The 13,468-nt window shown below is 54.4% G+C and carries 17 protein-coding genes and 1 pseudogene; 12 read left to right on the top strand and 6 right to left on the bottom strand.

What is annotated here, in order from left to right:
* Positions 1-24 precede the first annotated feature (24 nt).
* Positions 25-1,035 carry a membrane dipeptidase gene (locus LVW35_RS19315; protein ID WP_233891605.1) on the top strand — a complete coding sequence of 337 codons (1,011 nt, stop codon included), beginning with the start codon at positions 25-27 and terminating at the stop codon, positions 1,033-1,035.
* Between the two features lie 47 nt (positions 1,036-1,082).
* Here the strand turns inward: LVW35_RS19315 and LVW35_RS19320 are convergent, their stop codons facing one another.
* The gene (locus LVW35_RS19320) at positions 1,083-1,754 is read right to left on the bottom strand and encodes an FCD domain-containing protein (RefSeq protein WP_233891606.1); all 672 of its coding nucleotides are present in this window, start codon (positions 1,752-1,754) and stop codon (positions 1,083-1,085) included.
* A 132-nt stretch (positions 1,755-1,886) separates the two neighbouring features.
* Here LVW35_RS19320 and LVW35_RS19325 point away from each other — a divergent pair, with 132 nt between their 5' ends.
* Genes LVW35_RS19325 through phnA form a run of 4 tightly spaced genes read left to right on the top strand, consistent with a single transcriptional unit; the run spans position 1,887 to position 5,629 of the window.
* On the top strand, positions 1,887-2,768 hold the full coding sequence (locus LVW35_RS19325; RefSeq protein WP_233891607.1) for a PhnD/SsuA/transferrin family substrate-binding protein: 882 nt from the start codon (positions 1,887-1,889) through the stop codon (positions 2,766-2,768).
* A gap of 1 nt (position 2,769) precedes the next feature.
* Positions 2,770-3,543 carry a phosphonate ABC transporter ATP-binding protein gene (locus tag LVW35_RS19330; protein ID WP_233891608.1) on the top strand — a complete coding sequence of 258 codons (774 nt, stop codon included), beginning with the start codon at positions 2,770-2,772 and terminating at the stop codon, positions 3,541-3,543.
* On the top strand, positions 3,536-4,345 hold the full coding sequence (gene phnE, locus LVW35_RS19335) for a phosphonate ABC transporter, permease protein PhnE (RefSeq protein WP_233891609.1): 810 nt from the start codon (positions 3,536-3,538) through the stop codon (positions 4,343-4,345). The genes LVW35_RS19330 and phnE overlap by 8 nt, the downstream gene beginning before the upstream one ends.
* A 33-nt stretch (positions 4,346-4,378) precedes the next feature.
* On the top strand, positions 4,379-5,629 hold the full coding sequence (phnA, locus tag LVW35_RS19340; protein WP_233891610.1) for a phosphonoacetate hydrolase: 1,251 nt from the start codon (positions 4,379-4,381) through the stop codon (positions 5,627-5,629).
* Positions 5,630-5,862: 233 nt separating this feature from the next.
* Here the strand turns inward: phnA and LVW35_RS19345 are convergent.
* Positions 5,863-6,095: pseudogene (locus tag LVW35_RS19345) on the bottom strand (integrase); the annotation flags it as partial.
* A 192-nt stretch (positions 6,096-6,287) separates the two neighbouring features.
* Here LVW35_RS19345 and LVW35_RS19350 point away from each other — a divergent pair.
* Positions 6,288-6,746: a GNAT family N-acetyltransferase gene (locus LVW35_RS19350; protein ID WP_233891611.1), complete on the top strand. Its 459-nt coding sequence runs from the start codon at positions 6,288-6,290 to the stop codon at positions 6,744-6,746.
* Between the two features lie 392 nt (positions 6,747-7,138).
* On the opposite strand, the gene LVW35_RS19355 is transcribed toward LVW35_RS19350, so the two are convergent.
* Positions 7,139-7,744: a VOC family protein gene (locus LVW35_RS19355; RefSeq protein WP_233891612.1), complete on the bottom strand. Its 606-nt coding sequence runs from the start codon at positions 7,742-7,744 to the stop codon at positions 7,139-7,141.
* 87 nt (positions 7,745-7,831) lie between these two features.
* Here LVW35_RS19355 and LVW35_RS19360 point away from each other — a divergent pair, with 87 nt between their 5' ends.
* Positions 7,832-8,611 (top strand): AraC family transcriptional regulator, encoded by a 780-nt coding sequence (locus tag LVW35_RS19360; RefSeq protein ID WP_233891613.1) that lies wholly within the window; start codon positions 7,832-7,834, stop codon positions 8,609-8,611.
* A gap of 146 nt (positions 8,612-8,757) precedes the next feature.
* Here the strand turns inward: LVW35_RS19360 and LVW35_RS19365 are convergent, their stop codons facing one another.
* Complete coding sequence (locus LVW35_RS19365) at positions 8,758-8,970, bottom strand: hypothetical protein (RefSeq protein ID WP_233891614.1); 213 nt, start codon at positions 8,968-8,970, stop codon at positions 8,758-8,760.
* Between the two features lie 213 nt (positions 8,971-9,183).
* Complete coding sequence (locus tag LVW35_RS19370) at positions 9,184-9,867, bottom strand: hypothetical protein (RefSeq protein WP_233896518.1); 684 nt, start codon at positions 9,865-9,867, stop codon at positions 9,184-9,186.
* A 199-nt stretch (positions 9,868-10,066) separates the two neighbouring features.
* On the opposite strand from LVW35_RS19370, the gene LVW35_RS19375 reads away from it, so the two are divergent.
* The 5 genes from LVW35_RS19375 (at position 10,067) to LVW35_RS19395 (ending at position 12,914) form a co-directional block, all read left to right on the top strand.
* On the top strand, positions 10,067-10,321 hold the full coding sequence (locus tag LVW35_RS19375) for a hypothetical protein (RefSeq protein ID WP_233891615.1): 255 nt from the start codon (positions 10,067-10,069) through the stop codon (positions 10,319-10,321).
* Between the two features lie 57 nt (positions 10,322-10,378).
* The gene (locus LVW35_RS19380) at positions 10,379-10,900 is read left to right on the top strand and encodes a hypothetical protein (RefSeq protein WP_233891616.1); all 522 of its coding nucleotides are present in this window, start codon (positions 10,379-10,381) and stop codon (positions 10,898-10,900) included.
* 193 nt (positions 10,901-11,093) lie between these two features.
* Positions 11,094-11,492, top strand: coding sequence for a hypothetical protein (locus LVW35_RS19385; protein ID WP_233896519.1), 399 nt, complete (start codon positions 11,094-11,096; stop codon positions 11,490-11,492).
* A gap of 23 nt (positions 11,493-11,515) precedes the next feature.
* Complete coding sequence (locus LVW35_RS19390; RefSeq protein WP_233891617.1) at positions 11,516-11,971, top strand: SMI1/KNR4 family protein; 456 nt, start codon at positions 11,516-11,518, stop codon at positions 11,969-11,971.
* 235 nt (positions 11,972-12,206) lie between these two features.
* The gene (locus LVW35_RS19395; protein WP_233891618.1) at positions 12,207-12,914 is read left to right on the top strand and encodes a CPBP family intramembrane glutamic endopeptidase; all 708 of its coding nucleotides are present in this window, start codon (positions 12,207-12,209) and stop codon (positions 12,912-12,914) included.
* 33 nt (positions 12,915-12,947) lie between these two features.
* On the opposite strand, the gene LVW35_RS19400 is transcribed toward LVW35_RS19395, so the two are convergent.
* Positions 12,948-13,430 carry a GNAT family N-acetyltransferase gene (locus LVW35_RS19400; RefSeq protein ID WP_233891619.1) on the bottom strand — a complete coding sequence of 161 codons (483 nt, stop codon included), beginning with the start codon at positions 13,428-13,430 and terminating at the stop codon, positions 12,948-12,950.
* Positions 13,431-13,468: the final 38 nt, after the last annotated feature.

Below are 13,468 nucleotides of genomic sequence, written 5' to 3' on the forward strand. Positions count from 1 at the left end.
GAGAAGCTATTAGACGGGGTTTAAATGATGAAGCTTGACCCATCAGGAGTCAGTAAGACCCCGGTGATTCAATGGGAGGCCCATGCGTGCTTGCCATTGATTCCCGGACAGGATATGTCCCGCCTGAACAGGTACCGAGCAGCCGGCTTCCATCATGTGTCGATCAACGTTGGCATGGACATGACCCCGTTTGAAACCGTGATGCGAACGATCGCGGGTTTTAGAAGCTGGCTGGCTCACCACCTTGAAGACTTTGTCCTGGTGACCACCGTTGACGATATCTACCATGCGCATAAGTATCGAAAGCTCGCGGTCTCCTTTGACCTCGAAGGTTCGAATATGCTGCTACAGGATCCGGCGATGGTGGACCTGTTCGCAAGCTTGGGGGTTCGCCAGATGTTGCTTGCCTACAACCGCGACAACAGTTGTGCGGGCGGTTGCCATGGAGCAGGTACCGGATTGACCAACCTGGGGCGCAAGATCGTGCGGGGTATTAATACAGCGGGAATTGTCATTGACTGTTCGCACGCCAGCAAACGTTCAAGTCTTGAGATTATGGAAGTTTCACAACATCCCGCCATTTTCTCTCATACCAACGTTAAAGCGGTGTTTGACCACCCGCGAACAATCGACGACGAACAAATATTCGCGTGTGCCGCTCAAGGTGGAGTGATCGGACTGACAGGCTTAGGCATATTCTTAGGCGACCCATCCGCTTCTGCAGAGACTTACGTTCGACAAATCGATTATCTGGCAGAGCGCATCGGGACGAGCCATATTGGCATAGGCCTGGACACCGAGTTGCACCCTGAGCATAAAGATCTGCCGGAAGGTGAAGAAGAGAACGACTGGTGGCCGATTGAACACTATGGCCAGATGAACGGACGTGCTCAGTTGCAGCCAGAGACACTGGGTGAGGTTGCACAACAATTAACGCGCTTGGGTTATGCAGATGCGGATATCCAGGCGATCTACGGCAATAATTTCATGCGTATTGCAAAGGCAACCTGGCCAAGACCGAAAGCTGGGACTTGAATCGCACCCGTTAATTGAGCTCGCGTCTGATCAATTGGATGAGCAATTCAACGCGCTACAGAAGCGTGCAGCCGTTCCAGGCTGTCAATCGAGTGCTGGCGCAGACGCGCCCCGGCCAACACTGCGTCTGAATCCACTATCGCCTTGAAGATTGCCTGGTGCTCGCCCAACGAGATATGGATGGACTGCGGTGTGTGTCGCAACGAATAGCTTCTGAACAGTTTGAGTTGCACTACCAAACGACGATAAGTGTCGTATAGCGCTTCATTGGTCGTGAACCGGGCGAGCAGATCGTGGAACTCGAAGTTCAGGCTAATGTAGGCCGATATATCCTCTCGCTGGACAGCGTTAGCCATGCTATCGAGCACTCTGCTGAGATAAGTAGAAGCATCCGGCGTAAGATTTTGAGTGACCAATTCGCCAATCAGACTTTCGAGCGAAATTCGTACCTGATAGATCTGGGCGGCCTGGCTCAAGTCAAGCTGGCGCACACGAACCCCGCAATTCTTCTCGAAAATCACCAAACCTCGCTCTTCCAGCATGCGAAATGCCTCGCGCACCGGCCCTCTGGAAATCCCCAAGTCATTGGCAATTGCCGCTTCGCGTAACGGATCGCCAGGAGCTAGTTCGCCGGTGGCGATAAGCTGCTCAAGGCGCTCATGCGCCAACGTCGTGAGCGACTGTGTACGCAGCATGGCTATGGCTTCGAGAGAACTCATCAAAAACGTCCAGCTTAGAGATAGGTAGCAGAGCCTACCAAACCTCTAATAGATTTGCATATTGTCAACAATATGCAATAAATGGCACCTAGGATGACCCTATCCCCCGCAAACTGTTAAGGACGTCCGACCATGTTTCGACAGCTTCTGTACACCGGCGCAATGGCGCTTGCGCTTACGAGCACTTCCCTGGTCGCCCAGGCAGAGTCCGTCAAGCTCGCCGTCACCGACCTTGTCGGGCTTGAAGAACTGCAGCGCGAATTTGGTCCGTTTAAAGCCGAGTTGGAGCGTGCGAGTGGACTGAGTATTGATTTTTTGCCTGTTACCAATCGCACTGCCGCCCTAGAAGCTCTTCGCTTTAAAAAAGTAGATTTTATTCTGGCGGGTCCGGCGGAGTATGTGGTGATGCACAAGCGTGCGAATGCCACAGTGGTAGCGGGCTTATATCGACCTAATTACTACTCAATGATCGTAGTTAGAGCCGATAGCCCGCTGTTTTCTCTGCAAGAACTCAAGGGGCAGCGCCTTGGCATGGGGCCGGTCGGTTCGACCTCGCGCTACCTCGGCCCCATGCAATTACTCGCCGATGCCCACCTCGATCCGCTCAAAGACGTCAGTGTTACTAGCACCAATCTGCGCTTAGCGTGGGAGGGGCTTAAAGGTGGCGACCTGAACGCCATGGGTATGGGGCGCTCGGACTACGAGACCTTTATTGCGCAGGAGCCGCAAGACCAACGAAATGCCTTCCGAGTACTGGCACGCAGCGGTGATTTGCCGAGCGATCTGCTGATGGCTGGTGAGCACGTCCCCGCTGAAACGGTTGCGAGTCTACGCAAGGCGATCGTGGATAACTCCGCAGCGTTGATCAACAGCATCAGCCAAGGTCCCGAGCAAGTTAAACGTTATCAGGGCATGCGTTTTCTCGCCTCTATCGCCGACAAGGACTACAACGTGGTGCGCTCAATGTTTAGCACTGCGGGGTATCCGGAGTTTTCTGACTTCATAGGTGAGTGACATGAATGCCTTGGCACATCCGGACATTACGAACACCGCATTGCGGGTAAACGGTCTTAGCAAACAGTTTGAAGGCGCTTCAACACCCGTGTGGTCCAACGTTTCCTTCGAAGTCCCCCAGGGCCAGCGGGTGGCCATTGTGGGCGGGAACGGCGCTGGCAAAAGCACCCTGTTACGTTGCTGCATGCGGCTTATCGAGCCTGACAGCGGCAGCGTCGAATTCGCTGGGCACACCGTCACTGGCTTGGGCCTGAGGCCGCTGGCCAAAGCGCGCTCGCAGGTGGGTTTTGTGTTTCAAAAACACAATCTGGTCAGCCGCCTTTCGGTGCTGACAAATGTGTTGCACGGCGCAATGGCCTACTCGCGAACACCGCGTTTGTGGTTCCACTCCATCGCCACTCGCGAACACCGCGACTACGCCATGCATTGCCTGGAGCAAGTTCATCTCGGGCACTTGGGTGGCCGCTACGCCGGTGAACTGTCGGGCGGGCAGTCACAACGAGTGGCCATTGCTCGCGTCTTGATGCAAAAGCCGAAAATGATCTTTGCCGACGAGCCTGTCGCCAGCCTCGATCCACAAGCGGGAGAGGATGTCATGCAGGTGTTCTCGGAGTTAGTGCGCAGCCAGAACCTGACCTTGGTATTCATCACCCATCATTTGGATCACGCCTTGCACTACGCCGACCGCGTACTAGGGCTGCGCGATAGCAAGCTGCATCTGGATGCGGTGAGCCAGCAGTTAAGCGTTCAGCAATTGCGAGGCATGTATGAGTGAGAAACCCAATGCCAGCCTGCCATCTCGTTTCGAGCGACCCTCACTGATTTCAGCCTTGCTTTTCGCGGGCTTTATCGCCTTGTTCTGTTGGTCTGTCTCGGCAGCGGGCCTGTCGTTGCCGCAGCTAATTAGCGGTTTGCCAAACATGGCGAAGATTGCTGGAGAAATGGTGCCACCCGCCACCAACCGCATAAGCCCGATGCTGGTAGCCGTACTAGTCACCTTCCAGATGGCGTTGGTCGGTACTGTGATTGGCGTACTGATCAGCCTGCCCCTGGCGGTGCTGATGGCGCGCAATTACACCCCGCATCCGCTGGTGCGCTCCATCGTTCGCAGCGTGGTGAGTTTTATCCGAACAGTTCCGGATTTGGCATGGGCACTGTTTTTCGTTGCTTCCGTGGGCCTGGGCCCCTTTGCCGGCACGCTGACCTTGATCATGGACACGGTGGGCTTTTGCGCGCGCTTTTTTGCCGAGGCCATTGAGGAGGTTGATGACGGGGCGCCCGAAGCATTGACCGCCATCGGCGCGCCGCGCGCCTCGATAGTGGTCTGCGCTGCCCTGCCGATGGCCATGCCAAGCCTTATCAATACCAGCCTGTTCGCCCTTGAAAAATCCGTCCGTGCCTCCGTCGTACTCGGCCTGGTAGGCGCCGGCGGCATTGGTGCGGAACTCGCTACGGCCATGGAAATGTTCCGCTTCGACCAAGCCGCCACCATCATTCTGCTGGTGTTCCTGCTGGTGCTGACGGTGGAAAAACTCTCGTCCCACGCGCGCGTAGCGTTACTCAAAAAACGGCGCTAAACGCCTCATTCGAATTATTCAAAAGGAGTCATCATGAACAGCACTATTTCCATCAATGGGAAATCCTACCGTCAACCTGAACGCCCCGTCGTAGTGGTGTGTATTGATGGAGGAGACCCGGAGTATCTTCAGCAGTTTCTGGCAGAGGGGACGGTACCCAATATCCAGCGGTTTGTTGAAGAGGGTTACTCCACGGTAGCCATGGGTTCGATGCCTTCGTTCACCTGCCCAAACAACATGTCGATCGTTACCGGCACGCCTGTGGCCAAACACGGCATATCCGGCAATTACTACCTGGATACCAACACCTGGCAACCGGTCGTAATGACGGGCCCTGAACTGCTGCGCGGCGAAACCATTCTGGCCGGATTTGCCGACTCAGGTGCCAAGGTGGTGACCATTACTGCCAAGGACAAACTGCGCCGCCAACTGGGCAAAGGCCTGGATGTCGGCCAGGGTCATGTGTCGTTTTCATCGGAATTCGCCGACCGTTGTACGCTGGCGGAAAACGGCATTGAAAACGTATTGGAGTATGTCGGCATGCCCAAGCCTGACATGTACTCAATGGAGCTTTCGCTATTCGTATTGGAAGCGGGGATCAAGCTGCTTCAGGATCGCCGCCCGAACCTGATGTATCTCTCACTGACCGACTTCGTTCAACACAAGTGGGCACCCGATCACGACAAGGCTCGGCAGTTTTATCAAGCACTGGACAATGCCTTCGGCCGGCTGGTCAACGAAGACATTGTGCTGGGACTGATCGCCGACCACGGCATGAGTGACAAAAGCAACGAAGACGGCGAACCGAATGTAATCTGGCTACAAGATATTCTCGATGCAGAATTTGGAGCAGGCGAAACCACAGTGATCTGTCCCATCACCGACGCATTTGTTGCCCATCACGGTGCACTTGGCGGGTTTGTGCGGGTTTGGACACGAGGCAATGTCAGCATTCAAGCGGTCATTGATCGAGTAGCGGCGATCGACGGGGTTGATCTCTCCCTGGATAAGAAAACCGCATGCCGACTGTTCGAGCTGCCGGAAGATCGCGAGGCGGATGTGGTAGTGGTGTCGAGAAAAGATGTCTGCATCGGCAGCTCTGCCAAGCTGCATGACCTGGAGGGCTTGAAAGGCAACCGCCTACGAACCCATGGCGGTGTCTCGGAAAGGCGAGTTCCATTCATTCTTAACCGACCATTGAATACAGAATACCGCCAGCAAGTCGCTTGCAGCGAAATCAAGAGCTACCAAATCTTCGACTTTGCTATTAATGGCACGCAGTAGTTTCTGCGGATTGACGGGTGTGTCAATTAGCTTGATGACACACCTTTTTCCTGCTTTAAAACTCCCAAACGGTATGTGAACGTCCGCTTTTGGCCGTGGCTGAGAGTCCAGTGTTGGCCGGTTAGCGACGGTCTGACGTCGACCGTCGCTATACATGGTCAAACCTCAGTCTGTTCCGCCTTCTCCAGGGCGTCATCGACCTCAATCCCCAGGTATCGAACAGTGCTCTCCAGCTTCGATGAGACGTACTCGCCATGAGCGACATCGCGCACGCGGAGCTTGGTTAAGTCGCAGGCTCGAAGCTTACTGTCGATGGCCAGATCGAAAAGGCCAGATCTCGGGTTCTTTCCGCAATTTGAAGCCTTACTCGGATGGCCCAGATATCTCTCAGTCGGAGTGGGGTTTTCTGCCCGACCAGTTTTCCTTTGTTCCAGGGCTGATGGCTGCAGGTAGCAATGATGTTCATGACAAGTCCTCCACGTGGGGAAGGACAAGGATGGCTAATCAGAGCAACGGACGCTAACCGGCCAGAAGCGGTCATTCCGGAAGAAAAGTAAATCTGTCACCGTTTCAGTCACCTTTTCACCGTTGCGCTTGACCCTATTCCCTCCTTGCGGCCACATACGCGTACTGATCCAAAAACAAGGAAGACTCTCACATGCCCCGCCTGGTTTGGCTGCGTGACCATATGCAACACAGCGACACCCTGGCGCAGTGGCTGCATCAGCAGTTCGCATACGAGTTTGTTGAGCAACCATTGGCCGATTGGCAACGCGAATTCGCGGAAGGCCAGGGCAACAGTGATTGGCAATGTCTGATCGCCCTAGAGAATGACCAGCTACTTGGCGGCGCTGCACTTGCCGCCAACGACTTGCCCGAACGCCCGGAGCTGGGGCCCTGGCTAGCCTGCGTCTTTATCGCCCCGCAGGCAAGGAAGCGAGGGTTGGCGGAACAATTGATAGAAGGCATCTGCGACGCCGCGAAGGCAAACGGCACCACGCGGTTGTACTTGCACACCTATGATCGCAGCGACTACTACGCCAAGCGTGGATGGCAGGTGCAGGAGTTTTTTCGGGCGTGGGGTAAGGAGCAGCGATTGATGCTGCGGGATCTTTGAACTCGCTCAGGTTTGCAGCATAAGATGGAGAGCAAACGCCTGGGAGCGCGGATGTTCGCAATAGGGACGAAAGGCCAGAAGCTGCTAATTCAGGAATGTCCACCGCCAAAAGCAGTCATTGATAGATCCTATATGGCGGTAATTTAAGATTTTCGCCTTTACGCGTTAGTGATCTGCGCTCTAGCGCACTAACAGGACTTTAGCTTTTCGATCTGCGCAGTGGAGTGCCAGAAAGGAAATCCAAATTTTATTTAACCGGCGAAGTGTATGATTACGCCAGCTGTATACTTGAAGGTGATGATCTTTATGTTTGCCATGAGACGTCATGCGCGACGGAGAGCGCTTTGAGTAATTGCCTTAGGGAAATAAGCTTAACAGCCTTCGGCAGGAAGCTACTCATTAGCCTGCATCAGTTCCAGAGTTATATGATCTGGCCCTGTCACATATACAACTAGAGTTCCCTTGCGTGGGCCTGCGGGAATCGCTTGAGGCTTGCCTCTTGCTTTCCAGCCTGCTTGCTCAATGCGTTCGAGTACGGCGTATATGTCTTGCACTCTCAATGCCAAATGCGCTGAACCAATCGCTGATGCCGTAGGTGGAGTGATACCGTGGCGGTCACCCTGCGAATATTCCAGCAACTCTACTCGGCTGCCATCCGGGCCTTTGACTATCGCCGTTCGCACGCTCGGATCGGCGGTGCCGGTTACTTGCAAAATGAATGATCCGCCCATTTCCGACTGACGCTCAAGAGTGAACCCAAGTCCAATTGTCCAGAAGCGAATGGCTTCTTCCAATGAACTGACTGCGAAGCCAATATGATCGACGGCATGCACCATGTGGTTAGAATTCATCAAATGATCCTTTAAAGGTTCACGGGCCAAATAGGGAGGTGAGCTTGCGCATCCAGCTGTTACGACCAAGACACAGAAAATAAATGTGTGAGAGGTACGCATAATCAGGCCAATCCAAGAGAAGCAACATTTGCGATTTTTAGACATTGAGTATTCCTCTGACCGGCCTTATTCTCCATTAGGCATTCAGGATATGGCTACCTCGGATATGACATTGGATAACGTAAACCAGCCATGAACCGCGCGCTTATGCCACTGTTGGCGATAGAGCAACGCGACCGGGCGATCCGCGAAACGGCGCCCCACACTCATACGACAGGCCAACTAATCGCAAGCCTTGCCGGCCTGCTTTCCGTCAGCACTGACGGCGGCTCATGGCTAGTGCCGGCTACTCATGCCATTTGGATACCTCCCCGTGTCGCACACGCGATGATGTCACATGGCGCTTTTGCAGGAGCGATGGTCTATATCGCGGAGCAAGAGTGCGGGATCCTGCATCAAATGCCATGCACATTTAGGGTTAGCAGTTTGCTGCGCGAAGCGGTAAGCCGCGCTGCGTCGTGGGGACAACCACCCCGCAACGAAATGGAGTCGCGGGTTGCGGCAGTCATCTTGGATGAAATTGCTACCTCACCCGCTGAACCCATCGGTCTGACGCACCCCAATGACCCGCGCTTGAGGCGTATCACCGATGCGATACTTGCTCAGCTTGATGACAATAGATCACTTGAGGATTGGGCTGCTTGGTCAGGTATGGCACCTAGAACACTTGCCCGGCGTCTGGTCGCTGAAACCGGTTTTAGTTTTTCTGAATGGCGACAACGTGCACGCACGTTGCGCGCTATTCAACTATTGGTCGAGGGGATGTCAGTGACGACAACGGCGATTGAGCTTGGCTACGAAAATATTAGTGCTTTCATTGCCATGTTCCGTCGGATAATGGGTGTTACGCCAGGACAATATGTGCGAGCGCAAACACTGATTAGCAAAGAGGCAATTTCTAGATCAAGTTGATGGGTGTAAGAACCGCTGTACCATCCAACCCGATCCTGCGCGCTACAGGCTAGACCTTCAACCATGTGCCGGAACAGATGAAGAAAGAAATGCCAGCCACTTCAGGAGTCGCCAGAGCATCAGTTTTCTTTTAACTGGTGGGGCACTCACGCTGCGCTCAGCTGGCGCTTTGCTTTGCCCGTGGCGACCAATTCATCGGGGTAGGCCTTATTCAATAAATCTCGGGAGGTACGCAGAAAAATACTGGGGTCACGCGGCGCGCTATTTGAAATTCTTTCTGCAAAACCTCGGTAGGACGTGATGCCCTCCACATTAAAAACATACACACCCGTTACGGCGGTAAAGATCGAGACAAACATACTGATCGCAATAATCCGCCTCGTCAGTCGCGCGAGCAAAGCTCGTGCTTTTAAGTCCTCGATCGCGGCCTTAAAGTCAAACCCTTTAAATCCCTAAGCTAATTCTTCCATCTTCTTCGCTCTATAATTTTAAACACACAACAGGGGCGCTTTTTCGATGAAGACCCCGCAATAAACCTACTGATTTATTGCAAGTGACGCCCCTGCTGTTTCTTACAACCCAAGCCCATACTCAAACAGCGCCATATCCATAATCCGAGCAGTGGAGTATGGCAGTTTCAGCCGCGCCGTTTTCAACACCAACGGGCGAACCTTCAATTCTCGGACCACATCCGCCAGCGCAGTAAGGCCCTTTCCGCTGGCCGCAGTGATGTGTGGAAGGCGCGGAAATAGATCTCGGCAAGCCGCAATATAAAAACGGTCCAGCGCCGGGCACTCTCCCCACACGCCCATCAGGATTTTGGTCTTGAGCGTATCCGTCCAGGAGACGTTACTGGCCAGCGTCTCCATCGCTCCGAATACATCGTCCAAAAGCTTCTGGTTGTAGACCAGGTTTGGCGATCCCGCTGCAAAATCATTCAAAGAGAGCTCAAGCAATTCCGGACCTTTGCCCGTAAAGAGAGACTTGGCCAATGCTTTCATCAGATCAAGGTTGCTGTTTTGCAACAACCCCGAGGAGCCGCGGAACATCCCCCAGTTCGCCAGGTAGAACCCGATGTGCAGCGCTGTCGTGTCGATCTGATCATCACTGATGAGATCTGCCCAATGAGGTCGGCATTCGTCCCAAATGTACTCGTAGAGAAACTCCCATGCTTTGAGTCGCGGGTAGTCGTTACCCGGTGATGGCTGGATATTCTGGTAATACACTTGAGCATAACGGTTAACGTCAAAAATCATCATCCGGCTTCCTGCGCGAGGCATTCCTATTGATTACCGCAGCGCAGGTTATCGGCAGGGTGGGCGAGATAATGAGGGCACCGGTCATTAGGGTGAACCTCAGACCCAGCCACGAATTAAAACTAGACATTAGACAACCGGGTTTAACTACACACGTTTACACTGGCGCTTTTGCGCAATTCACTCAGGGAAGAAACCAATGCCTACCGATCCGCTATGCCTGGTTTTCGTGCCGGCCCTTGTGGCCGTGCTCACAGCGGCGGAAGCAAAAAAGGCTACCCCGCTGACAGAATCCGAAGTGTGCGAAATCCGAGATGCCGCCACCTGCATCGCGCTACCTTTCAGCACCGCGCTGGCGATGGAAACAGAACGTGGTTATCCGGACATCGTTGCCGAAGACTGCTGGAATGAATGGCAACGGGTGCGCCTCTCGATTCAAGCAAGCGCCCTCTAACGCGTCGCCGCGAGCGACACGGGGCGATTCGCGCGCCCTATGAATGGAGTCGACACTATGAAAAAAGCCAGCTTATTGATGCTGCTATCAATCCCACTTTTTTGCGGATGCTCTACGATCACGGCGCTTAAATCCTATACCACGGCGTATAACGAACCCCAGCCCGCTACCTCCAGCAGGCTAAGGGTCATCACCGATCAAACCCTTCGGCTGGTGCCCAACAGCCAATGCATTGACTGGCATTTACCCGACTCTGGGATAGTCAATTCAAGGTCCTCGGCGCCGTTGAACAATCACACGTTCAACGACAGGAGCCTTGGGATTCCAGGAGGAGACGGTGTTCAAAACAGCGCAGAAATTTATATTCGCCCGGACACACCCATCACGCTGGTGTATGCAGGTGTCGCCCGAAAATCTCAATGCCTCACCGGTGTCTATTTTGTGCCTGAGGCCGGCGCAGACTATGAAGCCAAATCAGAGCCGTGCGGGATCTGGATCAGCAAAATCGTCAAGAACAGCACGACGGAAGCGGTCAGCCGTGAACCTGTCAGCAGTCACACCGCGAAGGCATGCCATTAGTGGGTGGGGTGAATGTTGAATAGTTTGAAACAGCAATCTGCAGGGAGCATGCCTCATGAGTCAATTACCGCGCCGGTTCAAATCCTTTTTCTGCGTTAGCATCTTGGTGTCACTCACTGGCTGTGGCGCATTGACGGATGTCCGCTCATTTTCAACGCCCTACGCATCGCCAGCCCGCGGTGAAACCGTGCGCATGCGCGTTGTCAGCGATGGCATGGTCCGTGGCGTGCCCAACTCCAACTGCATCGACTTCCGCCTGCCTGGCGCCGGTGTGATGGTCGCCAAACGTGATGGCTATGCCGACCGCAACGGCGAAACCCTGGGCATGGCGCCTATCGAGCGTTACTCGGAGGCCACGGTGATGACCGAGCTGCGGGTGCCCGCCGCGCAGCCTATCGCGTTTCATTACATTGGTGATCGGTGCTACAACATGTTCAGTTTTGTGCCCGAGGCAGGTATGGACTATGAACTTGAAGCAGCGGGTCGTTACAAATGCGGGGTGACGCTCAAGCGGATGCTGGTGGGGCACATCGAGGGAAAGCTTGTGCCATTGAGCGAGAGCAAGTTGTGCAGTTGGAGCGATAATTTCTAAAGCGACTCAGGAGCAGCCTTTCAATGGAGTGGAATACCTACTCACCCACCCATCAACCGTTATCCGATGATCTGGTCGACGGTATTGAAAAAGTGATCCGTTTCAAGCTGCCCGCGGACTACGTTGAATGCGTAAAGCGCTATCACGGTGGGCAGCCAAAAGACCGGACCTTGTGCATCGAGGTGGACGGTACCGCGTGGGACATCGGCTTCGGCATGTTATTGACCCTGGACCCCTTTGAGAGCGCGGAGAACATCATCACTGCGCTGGTGAAACTGCGAGAGCATCATCAACTGCCTGAGCATTATCTGCCTATCGTGGTGGGCGGCGGCGGTGATTATCTTTGTTTCGATTACTCCGAGACGCCCGCCTCTCCCAAGGTGGTGTTTTACTTCCATGAACTGGACGTACAGGACGGCATTTTTTATGTCGCCGAGTCGTTCACAGCGTTGCTGGGTAGGTTGATACCGGATGCGTGAATCAGGCGAGGACAGTGCTCGCAGTGCCGCCGCTTTCGCAGCCTCGCCGGGGCTCGACAGCTCCCACATTTGAGCGCCGTTGTGGCTGGAATTGGGATTGGTATAACCGCCACCCGACCAACGAAACGCGCGGATCAATCATGGGTCAGCCTGGCGCAATCGTCGTCATTTCGTATCTGGGTCGGGAACACTTTCAAGATGCCCACAGCATGCCTACCGGTAAAGGAAATATCGAATGAAGTACGAACCCCTCTCAGCCCCCTCTGAAACTGACATGGACACCTATTCTTGGCGGCGGCGTCTCTTAACAGCCTGCCTCGCGATGGGGTTATTTATCGCGACTCAACTGGCGCTGGTGTCAATGGTGGGCGCCGGTAACCTGAACGCAATGCGGCTGCTGGCTGGCAGTGGTTTTTCTGCGGCGGTGCTGTTTTTGTTTGCGGTGTTCGAGCGTAGACACTCGGGGGGCGTGCGTGCCCTTATCGGTCATGACTTGGGCAGGACATTCAAGTTGTGCGTTGCATGGACAGTGGGCGCTTACTTGGTCTGCAGCGGGCTCGATATCTGGCTGGGGTACGGGCGCACGGAATCGATGTTAAATTCTGGCGGTACGTCAGTGGCTCAAAAGGCGCTTTTCTGGGTGATGGCGCTGACCTTTTTGCCTATTTTCGAGGAACTGCTGTACCGGCACTTCCTGATTCGCCTGTTCCCTCTTGAGAGCCGCGTTTGGCAGTGGGTTGCGATTGTGACCACCAGCGCCTTGTACATGTTCATTCACATGCCATTCACTCACTGGACCTCGTTCCTGCTCATCGGCACGCTCGCCGTTATCCTGGCCTATGCGCGGGTACGAAGTGCGGGCCTGTTGGTGCCGGTGCTACTGCATATTTCTGCGCAAGTCATGGCCATTTCGAAGGACCTCGTGGCTAACCACTGGCTTTAGGCACCTTTCCATCAGGCTGCCCTGCAGTCGTATTCACTTACCCGAATGCACGCCGATACCGTTAACCCGCACATAGTAATTATCGAACTCACCGCTTTCGACAAACCTAAAACCGTGGCGAATGTAGAACCGATTTGAAGCGCTTTCCTTGAGAGCGCCCACTCTGATGGGGCGACCGGTTTCATCAGCTTCTCTGAAGATCTGGCCAAGCACTTGAGCGCCGATTCCTGCGCCTTGCGCACTGGGGATCACGTACAGGTGATCGAGCAGGAGTTCACGCGGGTAATCTTTGATAACGACGAAGCCAACCCACTCGCCAGACACTTCGATGCGGCGTGTGCTCTTGGGCTCGAAACCCGCCACAAATCGTTCCCGGGCACGGGCGGGATCAAATCGCCCCAGACGTTCGAGGCTTTCGCGCATGGCTTCGATCCTGATCGCGACCAGGCTTTCCAGGTCGCTATCGGAAGCTGCGCGTAAAATAACGGCGTCGCTTTGATTAAGTGGCGTGGGCATAACACTCATCCTGAATAGAAGCGGTGAGTTATTGCAGG

Origin of the sequence: Pseudomonas sp. HN11, from assembly GCF_021390155.1 — a bacterium.
In the GTDB taxonomy this organism is placed as follows: domain Bacteria; phylum Pseudomonadota; class Gammaproteobacteria; order Pseudomonadales; family Pseudomonadaceae; genus Aquipseudomonas.

Excerpts from the sequence above, each read along its gene's own strand:
- LVW35_RS19375 (WP_233891615.1), top strand. The coding sequence starts at position 10,067 with ATGCCTACCGATCCGCTATGCCTGGTTTTCGTGCCGGCCCTTGTGGCC.
- LVW35_RS19380 (WP_233891616.1), top strand. The coding sequence starts at position 10,379 with ATGAAAAAAGCCAGCTTATTGATGCTGCTATCAATCCCACTTTTTTGC.
- LVW35_RS19350 (WP_233891611.1), top strand. The coding sequence starts at position 6,288 with ATGCCCCGCCTGGTTTGGCTGCGTGACCATATGCAACACAGCGACACC.
- LVW35_RS19400 (WP_233891619.1), bottom strand. The coding sequence starts at position 13,430 with ATGCCCACGCCACTTAATCAAAGCGACGCCGTTATTTTACGCGCAGCT.
- LVW35_RS19385 (WP_233896519.1), top strand. The coding sequence starts at position 11,094 with ATGCGCGTTGTCAGCGATGGCATGGTCCGTGGCGTGCCCAACTCCAAC.
- LVW35_RS19360 (WP_233891613.1), top strand. The coding sequence starts at position 7,832 with ATGAACCGCGCGCTTATGCCACTGTTGGCGATAGAGCAACGCGACCGG.
- LVW35_RS19355 (WP_233891612.1), bottom strand. The coding sequence starts at position 7,744 with ATGTCTAAAAATCGCAAATGTTGCTTCTCTTGGATTGGCCTGATTATG.
- LVW35_RS19365 (WP_233891614.1), bottom strand. The coding sequence starts at position 8,970 with ATGTTTGTCTCGATCTTTACCGCCGTAACGGGTGTGTATGTTTTTAAT.
- LVW35_RS19320 (WP_233891606.1), bottom strand. The coding sequence starts at position 1,754 with ATGAGTTCTCTCGAAGCCATAGCCATGCTGCGTACACAGTCGCTCACG.
- LVW35_RS19390 (WP_233891617.1), top strand. The coding sequence starts at position 11,516 with ATGGAGTGGAATACCTACTCACCCACCCATCAACCGTTATCCGATGAT.
- phnE (WP_233891609.1), top strand. The coding sequence starts at position 3,536 with ATGAGTGAGAAACCCAATGCCAGCCTGCCATCTCGTTTCGAGCGACCC.
- LVW35_RS19325 (WP_233891607.1), top strand. The coding sequence starts at position 1,887 with ATGTTTCGACAGCTTCTGTACACCGGCGCAATGGCGCTTGCGCTTACG.
- LVW35_RS19395 (WP_233891618.1), top strand. The coding sequence starts at position 12,207 with ATGAAGTACGAACCCCTCTCAGCCCCCTCTGAAACTGACATGGACACC.
- LVW35_RS19370 (WP_233896518.1), bottom strand. The coding sequence starts at position 9,867 with ATGATTTTTGACGTTAACCGTTATGCTCAAGTGTATTACCAGAATATC.
- phnA (WP_233891610.1), top strand. The coding sequence starts at position 4,379 with ATGAACAGCACTATTTCCATCAATGGGAAATCCTACCGTCAACCTGAA.
- LVW35_RS19330 (WP_233891608.1), top strand. The coding sequence starts at position 2,770 with ATGAATGCCTTGGCACATCCGGACATTACGAACACCGCATTGCGGGTA.
- LVW35_RS19315 (WP_233891605.1), top strand. The coding sequence starts at position 25 with ATGATGAAGCTTGACCCATCAGGAGTCAGTAAGACCCCGGTGATTCAA.